At 71.4% G+C, this 16,118-nt stretch carries 14 protein-coding genes, 1 tRNA gene and 1 pseudogene; 6 read left to right on the forward strand and 10 right to left on the reverse strand.

The genetic code is table 11. From position 1 onward, the window contains the following. Window positions 1-123: 123 nt before the first annotated feature. Entirely contained in the window at window positions 124-399 is a 276-nt protein-coding gene (locus tag ACIRJR_RS16950) for a hypothetical protein (protein WP_403780547.1), read from the reverse strand. Between the two features lie 180 nt (window positions 400-579). Beyond that, the gene (locus ACIRJR_RS16955; protein WP_403780550.1) at window positions 580-2,106 is read right to left on the reverse strand and encodes a hypothetical protein; all 1,527 of its coding nucleotides are present in this window, start codon (window positions 2,104-2,106) and stop codon (window positions 580-582) included. Window positions 2,107-2,348: 242 nt separating this feature from the next. Here ACIRJR_RS16955 and ACIRJR_RS16960 point away from each other — a divergent pair, with 242 nt between their 5' ends. Further along, on the forward strand, window positions 2,349-2,861 hold the full coding sequence (locus ACIRJR_RS16960; RefSeq protein WP_403780553.1) for a GtrA family protein: 513 nt from the start codon (window positions 2,349-2,351) through the stop codon (window positions 2,859-2,861). A 26-nt stretch (window positions 2,862-2,887) separates the two neighbouring features. Here ACIRJR_RS16960 and ACIRJR_RS16965 read toward each other — a convergent pair whose 3' ends face one another. Continuing rightward, complete coding sequence (locus ACIRJR_RS16965) at window positions 2,888-3,400, reverse strand: DUF1772 domain-containing protein (protein ID WP_403780556.1); 513 nt, start codon at window positions 3,398-3,400, stop codon at window positions 2,888-2,890. 454 nt (window positions 3,401-3,854) lie between these two features. Between ACIRJR_RS16965 and ACIRJR_RS16970 the strand changes: the two genes are divergently transcribed. Both ACIRJR_RS16970 and ACIRJR_RS16975 read left to right on the forward strand, forming a co-directional pair. Then, window positions 3,855-4,733 carry a septum formation family protein gene (locus ACIRJR_RS16970; protein ID WP_403780559.1) on the forward strand — a complete coding sequence of 293 codons (879 nt, stop codon included), beginning with the start codon at window positions 3,855-3,857 and terminating at the stop codon, window positions 4,731-4,733. A gap of 111 nt (window positions 4,734-4,844) precedes the next feature. Next, on the forward strand, window positions 4,845-5,645 hold the full coding sequence (locus ACIRJR_RS16975; RefSeq protein WP_403780562.1) for an N-formylglutamate amidohydrolase: 801 nt from the start codon (window positions 4,845-4,847) through the stop codon (window positions 5,643-5,645). Window positions 5,646-5,657: 12 nt separating this feature from the next. On the opposite strand, the pseudogene ACIRJR_RS16980 reads toward ACIRJR_RS16975, so the two are convergent. The 6 genes and pseudogenes from ACIRJR_RS16980 to ACIRJR_RS17005 all read right to left on the reverse strand — a co-directional run bounded on the left by ACIRJR_RS16980 (window position 5,658) and on the right by ACIRJR_RS17005 (window position 12,018). Beyond that, a pseudogene (locus ACIRJR_RS16980) lies at window positions 5,658-5,919 on the reverse strand (hypothetical protein). 210 nt (window positions 5,920-6,129) lie between these two features. Next, a complete protein-coding gene (gene rbsD / locus ACIRJR_RS16985; protein WP_403780565.1) occupies window positions 6,130-6,519 on the reverse strand; it encodes a D-ribose pyranase in 390 nt (129 codons plus the stop codon). Beyond that, window positions 6,516-7,454, reverse strand: coding sequence for a ribokinase (locus ACIRJR_RS16990; RefSeq protein ID WP_403780569.1), 939 nt, complete (start codon window positions 7,452-7,454; stop codon window positions 6,516-6,518). The genes rbsD and ACIRJR_RS16990 overlap by 4 nt, the downstream gene beginning before the upstream one ends. Window positions 7,455-7,473: 19 nt before the next feature. Further along, a complete protein-coding gene (locus ACIRJR_RS16995) occupies window positions 7,474-9,438 on the reverse strand; it encodes a substrate-binding domain-containing protein (protein ID WP_403780572.1) in 1,965 nt (654 codons plus the stop codon). Continuing rightward, window positions 9,428-11,005: a sugar ABC transporter ATP-binding protein gene (locus ACIRJR_RS17000; RefSeq protein WP_403780575.1), complete on the reverse strand. Its 1,578-nt coding sequence runs from the start codon at window positions 11,003-11,005 to the stop codon at window positions 9,428-9,430. The genes ACIRJR_RS16995 and ACIRJR_RS17000 overlap by 11 nt, the downstream gene beginning before the upstream one ends. Beyond that, window positions 11,002-12,018: a LacI family DNA-binding transcriptional regulator gene (locus ACIRJR_RS17005; RefSeq protein WP_403780577.1), complete on the reverse strand. Its 1,017-nt coding sequence runs from the start codon at window positions 12,016-12,018 to the stop codon at window positions 11,002-11,004. Before ACIRJR_RS17005 ends, ACIRJR_RS17000 begins: the two co-directional genes overlap by 4 nt. Before the next feature lie 553 nt (window positions 12,019-12,571). Between ACIRJR_RS17005 and ACIRJR_RS17010 the strand changes: the two genes are divergently transcribed. Both ACIRJR_RS17010 and ACIRJR_RS17015 read left to right on the forward strand, forming a co-directional pair. Then, on the forward strand, window positions 12,572-12,949 hold the full coding sequence (locus ACIRJR_RS17010; protein WP_403780580.1) for a hypothetical protein: 378 nt from the start codon (window positions 12,572-12,574) through the stop codon (window positions 12,947-12,949). Beyond that, a complete protein-coding gene (locus ACIRJR_RS17015) occupies window positions 12,950-14,236 on the forward strand; it encodes a caspase domain-containing protein (protein WP_403780583.1) in 1,287 nt (428 codons plus the stop codon). A 246-nt stretch (window positions 14,237-14,482) separates the two neighbouring features. Here the strand turns inward: ACIRJR_RS17015 and ACIRJR_RS17020 are convergent. Continuing rightward, window positions 14,483-14,570 (reverse strand) — tRNA-Leu (locus ACIRJR_RS17020). Between the two features lie 189 nt (window positions 14,571-14,759). Here ACIRJR_RS17020 and ACIRJR_RS17025 point away from each other — a divergent pair. Beyond that, window positions 14,760-16,097, forward strand: a complete 1,338-nt coding sequence (locus ACIRJR_RS17025) for a DUF2254 domain-containing protein (protein ID WP_403780586.1) — start codon at window positions 14,760-14,762, stop codon at window positions 16,095-16,097. Window positions 16,098-16,118: the final 21 nt, after the last annotated feature.

Here is a 16,118-nt window from a genome sequence, read left to right on the forward strand (position 1 = left end):
GCACCGCGGGCCCACCGGCAGACGCGCCCGGTGATCACCGGGGCGCCACCTGAGCGGGCAACGCCCCCTCGCCCAGCACGGTTTCGTGCACGCTCGCCCTCGGCGGGCCGGGCCGCGACCGGCTCAGCTGCCCTGCCTGCGCATTCCCGCCGCCGCCAGCACCACGGTCGGCACCGACACCAGCACCGCCCACCCGAGGCGTCGCGTGTGCAGGGACGCGCACTTCGCGTCCACGCCGTCCTCCATCAACCCGTAACCCGCACCACGTCCGTCGCTGCCGAGGACAGCGTGGCACTCGGAGTGGGGATAGCTCGAGCTGATGTCAGGTGCGCTGGTCAGCAGCCAGAGGACCACGCCGAATCCGGCACACGCCAGGAACCAGACAACCGTTCTAGCCATGCCGGGACTCTAGCCCACGGTCGCGCGGCGGGGTGACCGCCCACCGGACGCTCCGTCAGCCGGAGTGTCCGGCCTCGGGCACCGGGAGTCCAGCTCGCGATGAAGCACCCCGTCCTCCACGTCGTGACAGCGCCTCCCGCCGGGCAAGCACGTCGACGACGGGCGGGCCGGCCGATCCGGTCAGCTGGATTCTCCGGTGGCCGCCTCCAGGGCGGCGGGCCCCGGCAGGAGATACGTCCGGCGCGGTCCCGCCCCGCGGCCGGGCGGCAGAGTGACCACCCGCGTGCCCGGGCCGGCCACGGGCGGATCCTCGCCCTCGGCCACCAGGACCGCCGTCGGCACCCGGCGCGCGAGGGCACTCAGCGCCTCGGGGGTGATGCTCGCGTCGTGCCCACCGGTCTGGCGCGAGGCGCAGCCCGCGTAGTAGGCGACCGGCACGGCGTGGTCGCCGCTGACCACGCACGGCCGGCGGATCCCCAGCCGGTTCAGGGCTCCGGCCACGGCGGCGAACTCCGAGGCCGTGGCGCGACTGGTGCGGACCACATGGCTGAGCACGGAGAGCTGGACGACGAGGTGGGCGGCGAGAGCCAGCGTCAGCAGAACAGGACCGACGGGCGTGCGGGCCCGCCGCGCCCGGGCGGCGAGGTGCACCACGTGTTCGGCCACCGGAACGGCCAGCAACGCGTAGGCGGGGAGCAGGAAGCGGGGCGCGGCGTATTCGACCAGGAAGAGGTACGGGACGGCCGTCGAGGCCCCGGTCGCAGTCGCCAGAAGCGCGGCGGACCCTCGGCCGGCGCGTCGGGCCGCCCTGATGCCTCCGGCGGTCAGAAGGGGCAGCGCCACCCACCACAGAGCCGTGCCGGGGCTCTCCCAGCCGATGTCGCAGGGGCGGCACAGGGTCCGGCCCGCGAGTGAGCGCAGGTGGTCGTCGACTGCGAGGTTCCACCCGAGCCCGCCCTGGATCTCTCCGGCCCGGTCGAGCCGGGCGAGGAGACCTCCGTGACGGGCGTACGCCTCGGCGGTCCAGGGTGCCAGGCCCGCCACCGGTCCGGCTGCGAGGGCGACTGCCAGGGCAGGCCGGCGCCGGCCGGGTACCAGCACGGCCGCGAGTGCCAGCGGCAGCGCGAGCCAGAAGCCGTCGGCGGGCCGCATCAGGGTGACCAGGGCCGCGGCCGCCCCCGCGCCGACGGCCTCCGCGCGGCCCGCCGAGCCGTGCAGAACCCTCACGGCCCAGCCCGTCGCGGCCAGGGCGCCCAGCGCGCACCACAGGTTGGGCATCGCCGCCGGGCCGTAGTACAGGGCCGGCCACAGACCGGCGAACAGGGCTCCCGCGCATACGAGCACGGGGGTGGGCAGCATCTTCCGCCAGATCCACAGGGCGGCGACCAGCCCGGCGGCCGACAGCAGGGCCAGGTAGACCCGCAGCACTGTGGTGGACGTGGTGAGCGCCGCTGCGGGAGCGGCCAGGTAGGAGATCCCGCGGGCACGGGGAGCGCTGAAGAAGGCGGGCGGGGCGTTGCCGCCCACTTGGCTGACGTAGACCGTCTCGTCCCAGGACAGCCCTGATCCCGGTACGACGAAGGTGAGTTGCACCGCGACGGACACCACGGCGACAGCCGTCAGCCACGGCAGCGGTCCGCATGCCGTCCGGGCCGGGCGGAAGGCTGTGCCCTTGCGTGACGGGCTCAGCGGCGGGCACCTGTCCACGAACGCTCCTCTCGTCGCCGGGGCCGCGACGCAGGTCGGCACGGCCTTGGTCAACGAGCGGGGAGCAGCGGGAGTCACGCGGGAGAGAGCTGTCGCCGGGCCCGGGACGCGGGTATCCCCCAGGACCTTCTGGGGGATACCCCCCAGAGAAGTAGGGGCCTGGCTGCATCGCCCGGGGGACGCGCCGTCCCTAGGTTGTGGAGTGGAATTCGGAACACCGTCACGCACTCCCGGAGGCCCCCGTGACCGCCCCAGCGCATCCGACGATCCGTCCCACCACGCATCCGCTCGTCGCGGCCTTCGTGCGCTTCGTGGTGTGCGGTGGCGTGGTCGGGCTGGCGGCCGGCGGCACGCTGGTGCTGCTCGGCGAACGGATACCGCTGGTGCTCGCCAACGCGGTCGTCACCGTGGTCTCCACGGTGATCGCGACGGAGCTGCACAGCCGGATCTCGTTCCGGAGCACACGCAGGGGTTGGCGGGTCCACCTCCAGTCAGGGCTCACGGTGGCGGTGAGCTACGCGCTGACCACCGGCGCTCTGCTCGTGCTGCACGCCGTGCAGACCACGCCGTCCGCGGTGGCCGAACAGACCGTGTACCTGTCGGCCTCCGCGGTGGCCGGGGTCGGGCGGTTCGCCCTGCTGCGCGTGGTGGTGTTCACCCCGCCCCCCGCGCGTGCGGACGTCGCCGCGCGTGCCGAGCGCGAGCGTCCTGACATCCCCGCGCCTGCCGAGCGGGGGATCGTCATCGCGGCGTGAGCCGCCGGAGCTCCATGGAGCCTCCCCTACGAGCCCGCCTCCCCCTTGGCCGCGCCGTGGAGGTGTATCGCCCAGAGCAGCACGCCGAGGGATGCGGTGTGGAGGACGGCGCGGACGGTGTTCCACATGACCCAGCCGTCCTCGAACGCGGCACGTGCCTCCCCGAGCCGTGCTGGGCCCGCGTCGAGCGGCACCTTGTCGAGCGCGTCGTTGAGCGGGACGTTGCGCGTGCCGGTGACGAGGAAGGCCGCGGCGTACAGCGCGAGCGCCGCGATGATCCAGGGCAGTGCCCCCCTGCTGTGCCCCTTCGCCGCGAGTACCGTCGCCAGCACGAGCAGGGGCAGGGGCAGAAGGAAGGGGAGGAGGAACCAGCCGTTGAGGATGGCCCTGTTGATGTGCTGCATGCTCTGGACGAAGGAGCGGTCGTCGCCGCGGGCGAGGCCCGGCATGACGGCGTAGGCGAAGGCGCAGAACAGTCCGGCCATCAGGGCGGCGCCCACCGCCGAGGCGAGGAGTGCCGTGGTCTGCAGTGCTCTCATGCGTGCTCCGAATCCGGCCCTGCGGGCCCGGTCGACGAACTGGACGGCGGCCCTGCCGGGGCCGGTGCTCTTGCCGGCCCGTGCCCGGGGCCGCCTCGGCGCCCTGGCCGGCCCGGCTGTGCTCGGTGCGCCACAGCACGGCGGCATCGGTCGAGAGACGTCCGGGGCGCGCCCAATCATTGCGCTGAAGCTCTATCAGAGTCCTTTGGTACGAGTGAAGTTGATGCACCAAGTGATCGACCACCCCTCCGCTTGCCGTTCTCCGGACGCGGCTCCGGATCACGTGCGGAGGACCAGCTTCTCGGTGGGGTGAACGGGGACGGTGACTCCTCTCCGCCAGCGCGCTCGCACGGCAGGACCGCCGCGCGATATCGCCTGCACACAGCACTGTCACACTTATGCCATACGATGCGCACACCTGTTCGCAGCACTTCCGCTTGAGGATGCCCACGTCATGTTTTCCGGTGTCACGTCCCGTCCGATACGCCACATATCCGCCTCTGTAGCCCTTCTCGCGATCGGCGCGGTGGGCTGTGGCGACATCCTCGACAGCGCCAAGGACGGCGCCCAGAAGGTCGTGCGTCAGCGGTCGGTCTTCTCACTCTCCCCCGGCGACTGCTACAACCCCAACGGCGGGGTGACCGACGGCGAGGAGGCCAGCGTCGAGGTCGTGCCGTGCGGCGAGGCGCACAAGGGTGAGGTCGTCGGCGAGTTCTCCATCGACGGGAAGTCCGCGTACCCCGGGGACGAGGGGATTTCGAAGATCGCCGATGAGGGCTGCCCGACGGAGTCGCAGAAGTTCGTCTCCGACCCCTGGGCGGTACCCGAAGGGGTCGGCCTCTTCATCTACTACCCCACCAAGGCGACCTGGGCGGGCGGTGACCGAACCGTGAGCTGCACGTACGCCAAGGAGTCCGGCACCTTCACCGGCTCCCTCAAGAACACGTCGCTCAATGCCGACCAACTCGCCTACCTGAAGGGCGCGGACGCCGTGTACCAGGCGTTCTGGAACAACCAGCCGAAGGCGGATCAGATCGAGGAGGACCTGCCCGGCTACAAGAAGCAGGCCAAGGCGGTCTCCAAGGCGCTGGACGCGCACCTGGCGTCCCTGAAGAGCGTGGACCAGCCGGAGACCGTCAAACTCCGCACCGGGCTCGGGGAGGCCGCCGAGGCGTGGAAGGACGCCGCCTCCGCGGGCAGCATCGACGACTTCTACATCGCCTACGACATGGCGTTCACGGGCATCGACCCGCAGAAGACGGTCCCCGCCCGCAAGGAACTGAAGCTGTCCACCACCGTCCCGGCCGACGACGCCGAGGTCTGGGCGAGCTGACCCCGCCGACGGACCCTCCGCCGGGCCGGGCAGCCGCTGCCCGGCCCCGCGCGGGAGGATGTCCGGGCCGGGCGGGATCCGAGCCGCCTCCCGTACGGACAAGGACCCGCGTTGAACTCCGCCCTCTCCCCGTTCCGGCTCGAACCCGGCGCCTCCGGGTCACCGGTGCTGCTGCACGTCCCCCACTCCTCACGGACGATCCCGAGGCCCGTACGCGAGGGCATCGTGCTCGACGACGCAGCGCTGGAAACCGAGCTCGACCACATCACGGACTCCCACACCGCCGAGCTGGCCACCCGGTCCTCCAGGGCCTGCGCGGTGACGCCCTGGCGCTTCGTCAACGGCCTGTCGCGGCTGGTCGTCGACCCCGAACGGTTCCCCGACGACCGGGAGGAGATGCTGGCCGTCGGCATGGGCGCCGTCTACACCCGCACCACGCACCGGGAGCCGCTCCGTCCTCCCGGAACGGATCCGGAACCACTGCTCGACAGCTACTTCCACCCGTACGCCCACGCGATGACGGCGGCCGTGGACGAACGCCTCGCCGCCACGGGACGCGCGGTCGTCATCGACGTCCACTCCTACCCGTCCGCCGCGCTCCCGTACGAACTGCACGGCACCGGCCCGCGCCCCCCTGTCTGCCTGGGCACCGACGGCTTCCACACACCGCCCGGGCTTCTCGCCCGGGCGGAGGCGGCGTTCGGCGGATTCGGCGGCACGGGGCTGAACAGCCCCTTCCCAGGGACGTACGTGCCGCTGAAGCACTACGGAAGGGACCGGCGGGTCTCCGCGCTGATGATCGAGATCCGGCGTGATGCGTACATGGCCGAGCCGGGCGGCCCGTACGGCCCGGGGCTCGACGCGCTGGCCTCGGCACTGGCCGCACTGATGGACGGACTCACGGACGGATGACGGAGCCGGCTGCTACCTGGGCCGGGCGTGGGGCCGGGTCATGATCTCCATGTTGTGGCCGTCCGGATCCTTGAAGTAGGCACCCCTTCCGCCCGTTGCCGAGGTCGACGGGGAGGAACGGCCCGAACGGGGAGCCGGCCTCCAGACCGAGGACCGCGGCGATGAACTCGGCCGACAGGCTGCGGTCCTTGGCGTAGACGGCGTGATGGTCCAACTGGACGGCATCGACGCCCTGCTGGTCCCGGTGTGTGTCCTGCTGCCGCGTGTCGGACATGTCTGTCACGTCTCCGTGTCGTGGATTCCGCTGCAACGGGCGGCGCCGCTCAGCGGCGCCGGGCGGGAGAACACGACAGGGGCGGCGGGGGGGCTCGGGCCCGCCACGTGGTCATGCGGGAGCCGGGCAGCTCACTCGTACGCGGCCCAAGGCCGACCCGGCAGTCACGTGACGGCTCCTGACGGAGGCCGCTGAGTCGCGGCCGGCGTGTCAGAAGAAGACTCCGCACCTCAGCAGCACGTTCGCGTAGGGCCGGGCCTCTCCTGTCCGTACGACGAGCCGGGCAGAAGCGGTGAGTTCCTTCAGCCGGCCGTGCGGCACGTGCGTCAGGTCCGGGAGACGGGCGGCCAGGAGCCGGGCGGCGTCCGGATTGGCCTCCCGGATCTCCTCGGCCGCCGTCGCGCCCTCCACGACCAGGTCGTCCAGCAGCCCGTCCAGGACCTCGGCGAACGACGGGACACCCGCGCGGAAGGCCAGGTCGACCACGCGCGGACCCGGAGGGATGGGCATGCCCACATCGCATATCAGGACGCCGTCGCCGTGGCCGAGTTCGGCCAGGGCGCCCGCGAGGTGGCGGTTGAGGATGCCTGACTTCCTCACAGTGCCGCCACCTCCTCCGCGGTGGGGAAGGACGCCTGCGCGCCCTGCCTGGTGACGGCTGCCGCGCCGACCCGGACCGCGAACGCGGCGGCCTCGGTGAGGTCCTCGCCCAGGCCGAGCCGCCAGGCGAGCGCGGCGGTGAACGCGTCGCCCGCACCCGTCGTGTCCACGGCGTCGACCCTGGGACTCGGCACACGTACGGGAGCGCCTCCTCGCGTGTCGGAGACCAGCGCGCCCTCCGCGCCCAGGGTGATCACCACCGACCGGGGGCCGAGCACGGTGAGCCCCCGCGCCCAGGACTCCGGGGTGCCGCCCGCGCCCTCCCCCAGGATGAACCGCGCCTCGTGTTCGTTGACCACCAGGGGATCGCAGGCCGCCAGCACCTCGTCGGGGAGCGGAGCGGGCGGGGACGGGTTGAGGACGAGGCGCGCTCCAGGGCCGAGGGCTCGTGCTGCCTCGGCGACGGTCTCCAGCGGGATCTCCAGTTGTACGGAGACGACGCGGGCCGATGCGATCAGGGGTGCTGCCGCCGCGATGTCCCCGGGGGTCAGCCGGGCGTTGGCGCCCGGGGACACGACGATGCTGTTGTCGCCCGAGGGGTCGACGGTGATGAGGGCGACTCCGGTGGGCGCGCCACCGACGAGGACGCCACCGGTGTCGACGCCCGCCTCCTGCTGGGAGGCGCGCAGCAGCCGTCCGTGGGCGTCGTCGCCGACCCGGGCCAGCAGCGCCGTACGAGCGCCGAGACGGGCGGCGGCGACCGCCTGGTTGGCGCCCTTGCCGCCGGGGTGGACGGCGAGGTCGGAGCCGAGCACCGTCTCCCCCGGTCCGGGGCGCCGGTCGACGCCGACGACCAGGTCGGCGTTGGCCGAGCCGACGACCAGCAGGTCGTACCGGATGGCCTCGGTGGGCGTGGAGTCATCGTTCCCGTGCATCGGGCAGTACCTTCCGTGATCAGGAGAAGTCGGCGACGTTCTGCCGGGTGACGACCTTGACCGGCACCTTCACCGTGCTGTCGACCTTCTTGCCGTCGGCCGCACGGATCGCGTTCCGGACGGCGATCTTCCCGAGTTCGTCGGGCTGCTGGGCCACGGAGGCGTAGAGCGTGCCCGCTTCGACCGCGGTCAGGCCGTCGGGAGTTCCGTCGAAGCCGACGACAGGCACGGACTTCCCCGCCTTGCTGCCCAGGGCCTTGACCGCGCCGAGTGCCATCTCGTCGTTCTCGGCGAAGACGCCGTCGACGGCGGGGTGGGACTGGAGCAGGTTGGTCATGACGTCCAGGCCCTTGGTGCGGTCGAAGTCGGCGGGCTGGGTGGCCACGACCTTGATGCCCGGGTAGGCCCTGATCCCCTCGGCGAAGCCCGCGCCTCGCTCACGGCTGGCCGAGGTGCCGGCCGTGCCCTGCAGGACGATGATGCTGCCCTTGCCGCCGAGGCGGTCGGCGAGCGTCTTCGCGGCGAGCTTGCCGCCCGCGACGTTGTCGGAGGCGACGAGCGTCGCGGTCCTGGCCTTGTTGACGCCCCGGTCGGCGGCGACCACCGGGATGCCCGCCTCGTTGGCGCCGCGCACACCCGGGCCGACGGCGTCGGAGTCCACCGGGTTGATGATGACGGAGTCCACCCCGGAACTGGTGAAGTTCTCCAGCTGGTTGGCCTGCTGCGAGGCGTCGTTCTGGGCGTCGGTGACGGTGAGGTCGACCCCGGCGGCCTTCGCCTCCTTCTGCGCACCCTCCTTCATCTGGACGAAGAAGGGGTTGTTCAGCGTGGAGAGCGACATGCCCACCTTGGTGGTGGTGCCGGTGGAGCCGGACTTGAAGAAGGTCACGGCGGCGATCACGGCGGCCACGCAGACCACGGCGACGCCGAGCTGTGCCGCTCCCTTGCGGCCCCTTCCCGGTGCTCCGGGTGCGGCGGACGAGCCGCCGGCGGAAGCGGCTCCGGATCCTGCCTTGCGACGCAGCGTGTCGAGCAGCACCGCGAGGGCGATGACGACGCCGATGACGACCTGCTGCCAGAAGGCGGACACGGACAGGAGGTTGAGGCCGTTGCGCAGGACCGCGAGGATCAGGGCGCCGATCAGGGTGCCGGAGGCCTTGCCGACGCCGCCCGCGAGGCTGGCCCCGCCGATGACGACCGCGGCGATCGCGTCGAGTTCGTACCCCTGCGCGGCCTGGGGCTGCGCGGAGACGAGGCGCGAGGCCAGGACGATCCCGGCGACGGCGGCGAAGAGGCCGGACAGGGCGTAGATGACGAGCTTCTGCTTCTTGACGCGCAGGCCGGAGAGGCGGGCCGCCTCCTCGTTGCCGCCGATGGCGTACATGGCGCGGCCGATGTAGGTGCGGGCCAGGATCAGTGCCGCTATGAGGCCCATGGCGATCATCACGAGGACCGGGACCGGCAGCCAGCCGCCGAGCGTGTCGCCGAGCACGGAGACGGAGTCGGGGAACGGGATCGGGCGGCCCTGCGAGATGACCAGCGAAAGGCCCCGAGCCACCGAGAGCATCGCCAGGGTCGCGATGAACGAGGGCAGTTTGCCGTACGCGACGAGGGCACCGCTGACGAAGCCGCAGGCGATGCCCGTGGCGACGGCGAGGACGACCGCCAGCCAGACGGGTACTCCCGCGGACGTCGCGGACCATGCGAGGACGGTCGCGGAGAGTGCGGCCACCGAGCCGACCGAGAGGTCGATGCCCGCCGAGACGATGACGAAGGTGACGCCGAACGCGAGGATCGCGGTCACCGCGGCCTGTACACCGACGTTCAGCAGGTTCTGGGTGGTGAGGAAGTCGCCGGAGAGCAGCGACATGGCCAGCAGGAGGACGACCAGGGCGCTGAGGGCGCCGTTGTCGAGCAGGAGGCGGCGGAGGTTCTGTCCGGCGCCGCCCGCGCCCGCCCTGCTCGGATGCGTGTCAGTGGCCACGGGGGCTCTCCTCTGCGTTCTCGGTGTGCATGGTGCTCTTGGCGCTCTTGGTGTCCTGGGTGGACGGTGCTGTGACGGGGGCGCCGCTGACGGCGAGAGCCATCACGGCGTCCTGAGTCGCTTCGTCGGCGCGGAGTTCACCGGCGATGCGGCCCTGGGCCATGACGAGGACCCGGTCGCTCATGCCGAGGACCTCGGGCAGATCGCTGGAGATCATCAGGACGGCGTGCCCGGAGGCCGTCAGTTCGTTGATGAGCTGGTAGATCTCGACCTTGGCGCCGACATCGATGCCGCGCGTCGGCTCGTCGAGGATCAGCACCCGGGTGTCGGCCAGGAGCCACTTGCCGATGACGACCTTCTGCTGGTTGCCGCCGGACAGGGTGCGGACGTGCTGGCCGAGGCCCGCCATCCGCACACCGAGCTGCTCGGCTACGCGGGCGGCGGCGGTGCGCTGCCCCTTGACGTCGACGAGTCCGACGCGGGTGGCCGAGCGGAGAGTGACGAGGCCGAGGTTCTCCTGTACGGAGGCGTCGAGCACGAGGCCCTGGCCCTTGCGGTCCTCGGGGACGAGCCCGATCCCGGCGCCCATGGCTGCGGTCACGTCGTGCTTGCCCAGGCGCTCGCCGCGTACGTCGACGGACCCTGCGTCGTAGGGGTCGGCGCCGAAGACGGCGCGGGCGACCTCGGTGCGGCCCGCTCCGACGAGCCCGGCCAGGCCGACGACCTCACCGGCCTTCACGTCGAAGCTGATGTCGTGGAAGACCCCGTTGCGGGTGAGCCCGCGGACGGAGAGCAACGGCGCTCCGGTTTCTGGGCGTTCGCGAGGGTACTGCTGGTCGATGCTGCGGCCCACCATCAGCTGGACGAGCTCCGCCTCGGGTGTCGAGGCGGGCACCTGGTCGATGCTGCGGCCGTCGCGCAGGACGGTGACGCGGTCGCCGAGGGCGGCGATCTCGTCCAGGTGATGGGTGATGAAGACGACGCCGACGCCGTCGGCGCGCAGCTGCCGCACGATGCCGAAGAGTCGGTCGACCTCCTCGGAGGTCAGGACGGCGGTCGGCTCGTCCATGATCAGGACGCGTGCGTCCAGGCTGAGCGCCTTCGCGATCTCAACCATCTGCAGCCGGGCGATGCCAAGTTCACGGACCCGGGCCCGGGGCGGGATGTGCAGACCGACGCGGCGCAGGAGCACCTCGGCTTCGGCCTCCATGCGGCGGCGGTCGATCATTCCGAAGCGGCGTGGCTGGCGGCCGAGGAAGATGTTCTCGGCGACCGTCAGATCGGGTACCAGGTTGAACTCCTGGTAGATCGTGGCGATTCCGAGCCTCTCGGCGTCCTGCGCACCGTGGATGCGCACCTCCTGGCCGCCGGCGAAGATCCGGCCGGCGTCCGGACGGTAGGCGCCGGAGAGCATCTTGATGAGGGTGCTCTTGCCCGCGCCGTTCTCGCCGAGCAGGACGTGCACTTCGCCACTGCGCAGGTCGAAGTCGACACGGTCCAGGGCGACCACGCCGGGGAAGGTCTTGCGTACGCCTTCGATGCGCAGCAACTCGACTGATTCGCTCACTCGTTGCTCCCTGGGGTGGAGGTGCGCTCGCCGCAGGAGCTGCGTACGACGAGGGTGGCGGGCAGGGTGACGGACTGCGGGGGCCGCCCCTCGACGATGTCGACGAGGGCACGCACCGCGGCACGGCCGAGGTCTCCCGTCGGCTGCGCGATCGCGGTGATCGGCGGGCCGGTGTGGACGAACCACGGGATGTCGTCGAAGGCCGCGATCCCGATGTCCTCGGGAACACGCAGACCGCGTGCGCGAATCGCGTCGAGGGCGCCGAGCGCCATGAGGTTGTCGGCGGCGAACACGATCTGGGGCGGTTCGGGGAGCGACAGGAAGTGCTCGGTGGCCCGGCGGCCGCTGTCGGCCTGGAAGTCGCCCTGCCCGATGTAGGCGCCGGGGAGGGCCAGCCCGTGGGCCCGCATCGCTTCCCGGAAGGCCTCCACACGTTCGTCGCCCGTGGTCGTGGCAGCCGGGCCCGCGATGATGGCGAGCCTGCGGTGACCGAGGGCGTACAGGTGGGCGACGAGGTCCTGGATGGCGCGGTGGCCGTCCGCGCGGACCACGGGGACGGACACCCCGGGCACCCAGCGGTCCACGAAGACCATCGGGGTCCCGGCGCGGGCGACGTCCCGCAGGAGGGAGGAGTCGCCGTCGGCGGGCGAGACCAGCAGTCCGTCGATCCTTCGGTCCAGAAGCGTGCGGACGTGGTCGTCCTGCTGCTCGGTCCGCTCGTCGGCGTTGCCGATGATCACGCTGTAGCCGAGGGCGCGGGCCTCCTCCTCGACGGAGCGGGCCAGCGCGGTGAAGTACGGGTTGAGCACGTCACTGATGACGAGCCCGAGCGTGCGTGTCTGGTCGGTGCGCAACGAGCGGGCCACGGCATTCGGCCGGTAGCCGAGGGCCTCGACGGCGGCGAGGACGCGTGCGCGTGCGTCCGGACTGACGGATGGATGGCTGTTGAGGACGCGGGAGACCGTGGCGACAGAGACTCCTGCCTGGGCCGCGACATCCTTGATGCTCGCCACTTCCGGACCACCTCCTTGTGGTTTCCGTGAGCCTCGAAACCAGCGGAACGGGCCGTGGAATCGATTACACGGATGATTGGAATCGATTACATGGCTGAAAACAAGTACCTGAGCGTGGGCCGAGACCGGATCGTGACGTGACGAGCCGTGCGCACGACGGCCGGGTCCGGGCGCCCCGCCCCGGTGCGAGGGGCACCCCCAGCGCCTCGACCGGCCGGCTCGGAGCGAGCCCCGGCACCGCGCGGTGCCCGTCTGCCCGCCGCACGGAGTCTCCTCGACCGGCACGGGCTGACCCTGCCGGGCGGCACCGGCCTCGGTGAGGAGTCCACCGTGGGTCCGTGCCCGAGTTCGCTGGGGAGTGCCTCCTCCGAGGCGGGCCGAGCGCGCACCGTCCGCCGATCGGCGCGAGCGCGGCCGCACCCCTGGGGACGCCGAGAGGTCCCCACCGAAGCGGCCCGGCAGAGGGCTCATTCACACGATATTCAGAGTGATTTACCGATCCGCGACTTGGGTAGCTGTCCAGGTGCTTACGGCAGAGAACTGGGGGTTGGGCATGAAATTGCGTATTTCGATGACCGACGAGCGGGATGCCGACGAACTCTCCTCGCTGTACCGCTGGTTGAGCGATGATCCGGAACTGGCGCAGCTGGTCGAGTTCCGCCTCGATCCGGAGGAACCCGAGCCCGGAGCGATGGGCCTGGATCTGGATCAGATCGTCGCGCTCGTGTCAGCCGTGACCGGCGCGGTCGGCGCGGCGGCGGGGGTGTATTCGGGGATCACCCAATGGCGCTCGACCCGCCCGCGCGGCACGGCTCAGGTGACGGTGACGTCCGACTCGGGAGCGCCGCCGGTCGTCCTGGACGACGACGAGGAGCGTTCCCCCGACCAGCTGGCCGCGGACGCCGCCCGGGGAAACGGACCGGTGCGGTAGATGGCGGACGGTCTGAGACTCGCCGACCCCGCGGCGTCGTACGCGGTCCTCGCGGGGGTGTCGGCGTACGAGCACCTCGACGACCTGCCCGCCGTCGCGAACAACGTGGCGGCCCTGAGCGCCACCCTGTCGGACACCGGGGTGTGGGGACTCCCTCCCGACCGGATCGAGATCGTCGAGCCGGAGAAGGTGGGCAGCCGTTTCATCTGGGCGGTCGATGAGGCCGCCAAGAAGGCCACCGACACGCTCCTCGTCTACTACGCGGGACACGGCACGCCCCATGACCGGACGAGGGAGCTGTTCCTCGGCCTGCCGGGACAGAAGCCGGGCTACCCCGAAGAAACGGGCCTTCCCTACAGATGGGTGGCCAACATGCTGAACAGCACGAGAATCACGGCGCGCCACATCGTGGTGATCATCGACAGTTGCTACAGCGGCCTGGGGACACGGGGCTACATGTCGGCCGGGGAGACCCTCGCCCAGGTCGTGGAGGGCGAATTCGCCGACATCAAGGGCCATGCCGTCCTCACCTCCTCCGCCGCCAACAAGCTTTCCAAGGCACCCGTCGGAGCCCCCTACACCGCGTTCACGGGCGAGTTGCTCCGCATCCTGGAATCCGGGATCGAAGCCGGCTCCGCGCTCCTGAACGTGGAGACCCTGCACCGCGAGATTCGGCGACGTCTTCCCCAGCAGCTTCCGGATCTGGGGGCCCGCGGCTCCACCAACGTGGTCTGCTTCGCCAGGAACAGCGCCTACATACCGGCTCCGCCCGAACCCCCGGCCCAGCCGAAGAGAAGACCGCCCGTCCCGCAACCTCCGGACACCCCGCCCACCCTGCCCCCGCGCATGCCGGTGCTCGTCCGGCGGCAGCTCGAGCAGATGGCGCGGGTCAGCGGTTTCCACCTGGTGCGGTCCGGGCATCCCGAGCCACGACCGGTGGCCAGGGCGCGGCAGGTGCATTTCCTGTCGGGCGGAGAGGAGTTGATCGGCGTCTGGCAGTGGAAGCGGTCGGTGTTCGAATCGAAGAGCCTGGTGTTCACCAGCTGGGGAATCCGGGTGTCGGACAACGGTGTCTCGTTCCAGGTGTCGTACGCGGACTTCCACCAGTGCGCTTTCGAGTACCGTCAGTTCAGCGTGCCGGGCGTTGAGTTCGGCTCCGTCGACAAGACCTATCTGTCCCTGTCAGGGCCGGACGTCCACTGGACGAGCCCTCCGATCACCAACCGGTTCGACGTCCGGCACCTGGCCGACGCACTGAACGGCATCCGCAGGACAGTAATGGGGTAGCACTCCGTGGCCGGCCGACTGCGGGAACGGCAGAGGATCGGCCGGGACGCTCGCCACCCCTGGCCGGGCGGCTCGGCGTCGCGGTGCGCGGGGAGTGCCTCGCGGTCACCCACGCACCCACCTGATCAGTACGGACGCGGCCGGCCTCCGCGAACCAGCGGAGGCCGGCCGCGTCCACCACAGCAACGAAGCCGGTCAAAGCGACGAAGTGTCGCTTTGACCGGCTTCATTCGGTCGGTTGACCGCTGGTGTCCGAGGGGGGACTTGAACCCCCACGCCCGATAAAGGGCACTAGCACCTCAAGCTAGCGCGTCTGCCATTCCGCCACCCGGACAAGGTGTCTGTCGCTCCGGGGTTTCCCCCGCGGCGACAAAGAAAACAATACCAGGGGTTCGGGGTGCCTCTCACCTGCGTTTTCTGTGGTCGGTGCGGTGCCGGGTACCGCCGGCCCCTCGGATGCCCCGATGCGCACGTACCGTGGCGCGCCGCGTACACGGAGTCGCGCCGGGCTACCTTCGCGGGCATGAGTGGCAAGAGCGTCCCGAGCCGCAGGAGCGAGCACGTCCACCGGCCGCCCTCCGCGTTGACCGCGCTGCGCGAGCGACTGCGCGACACCTTCTGGTTCGCGCCGGCTGCGGGGCTGGTGTGCGCCTTCGCGCTGTGGTGGCTCCTCGCGGAGCTGGACACCAGGATCGTCACGCATCTGAGGGAGGAAGAGGCGTACCGGGCGATCGGCGACCTCCTGGCCTTCGCATCGGACACCCGGACGATCGTGACCACGGTCAGCGCGGCGATGATGACGTTCATCGGTGTGGTGTTCAGCATCTCGCTGGTAGCCGTGCAGATGGCGAGTGGGCAGCTCACCCCGCGAGTCGTCCGCATCTTCGTGCGCAGCAGGATCACCAAGCTCACGCTGACGGTGTTCCTGGCCACCTTCGCGTTCTCCCTGCTCGTCCTCACTTCCTACGAGGGCGGAGCGGAGCCCGACCCTCGGCGCGTGACGTCGGTGCCGCTGCTGCAGAGCCTGCTCACGCTGGGTCTGGTCGGCCTGAGCCTGCTGCTGTTCGTCGCCTACGTCTCGTCCACTCTCAGGCTCATGCAGGTCGGCCCGGTCCTCGACCACATCACCCGTGAGTCGCTCCGCGCCCTCGCACGGCAGCCGGGAGGGGCTGCGGAGGAACCCCTGCCGGAGCCAGGAACCGCGCATCTGGTGCACCACGGCCGGGCGGGGGTGGTGCGCGACGTGGCGGTGGCGCGGCTGGTGCGGAACGCGCGACGGCACGGGGTCGTGCTGCGACTGGTGCCCCGGGTCGGGGACTTCGTGGTGCCGGGCACACCGCTGCTCACCGTCCGCGGCGGTCCCGCCCCTCCCCCGCGCACCCTGGGACGCACGGTGTCGGTCGGGGTGGAGCGGACCCTGCACCAGGATCCGGCCTTCGGTCTGAGGCAGCTGGCGGACATCGCGCTGCGTGCCCTGTCGCCGTCCGTGCACGACCCGACCACCGCGGTGCAGTGTCTGGACCGGATCGTGCAGTTCCTCTCCGTCGCCGTCACGCTGCCGCTCGCCACGCTGCACCACCGGGACCGCCGGGGCGACGTACGGCTCGTCCAGCAGGTGCCGGGGTGGGCCGAGCTCGTGGATCTGGGGTTCGAGGAGATCCGGTGGTGCGCGGCGGACAGCCCTCAGGTCACTCGCCGGCTGCTCGCCGGGCTCGACGATCTGCTGCTGCTGGCCCCCGAGGGGCGGCGGAAGCCGCTCCTCAGACACCGCGCGCTCCTGGTGGAAGCGGTGGAGCGCACGGTTCCGGGGGCGGCCGGGCGGGCGTTCGCGCTGCGCCCGGACCGGCAGGGAATCGCGTGACCGTACGCCCGCGGTACACGC

The sequence above is a fragment of the Streptomyces sp. NPDC102402 genome (assembly GCF_044765765.1).
In the GTDB taxonomy this organism is placed as follows: domain Bacteria; phylum Actinomycetota; class Actinomycetes; order Streptomycetales; family Streptomycetaceae; genus Streptomyces.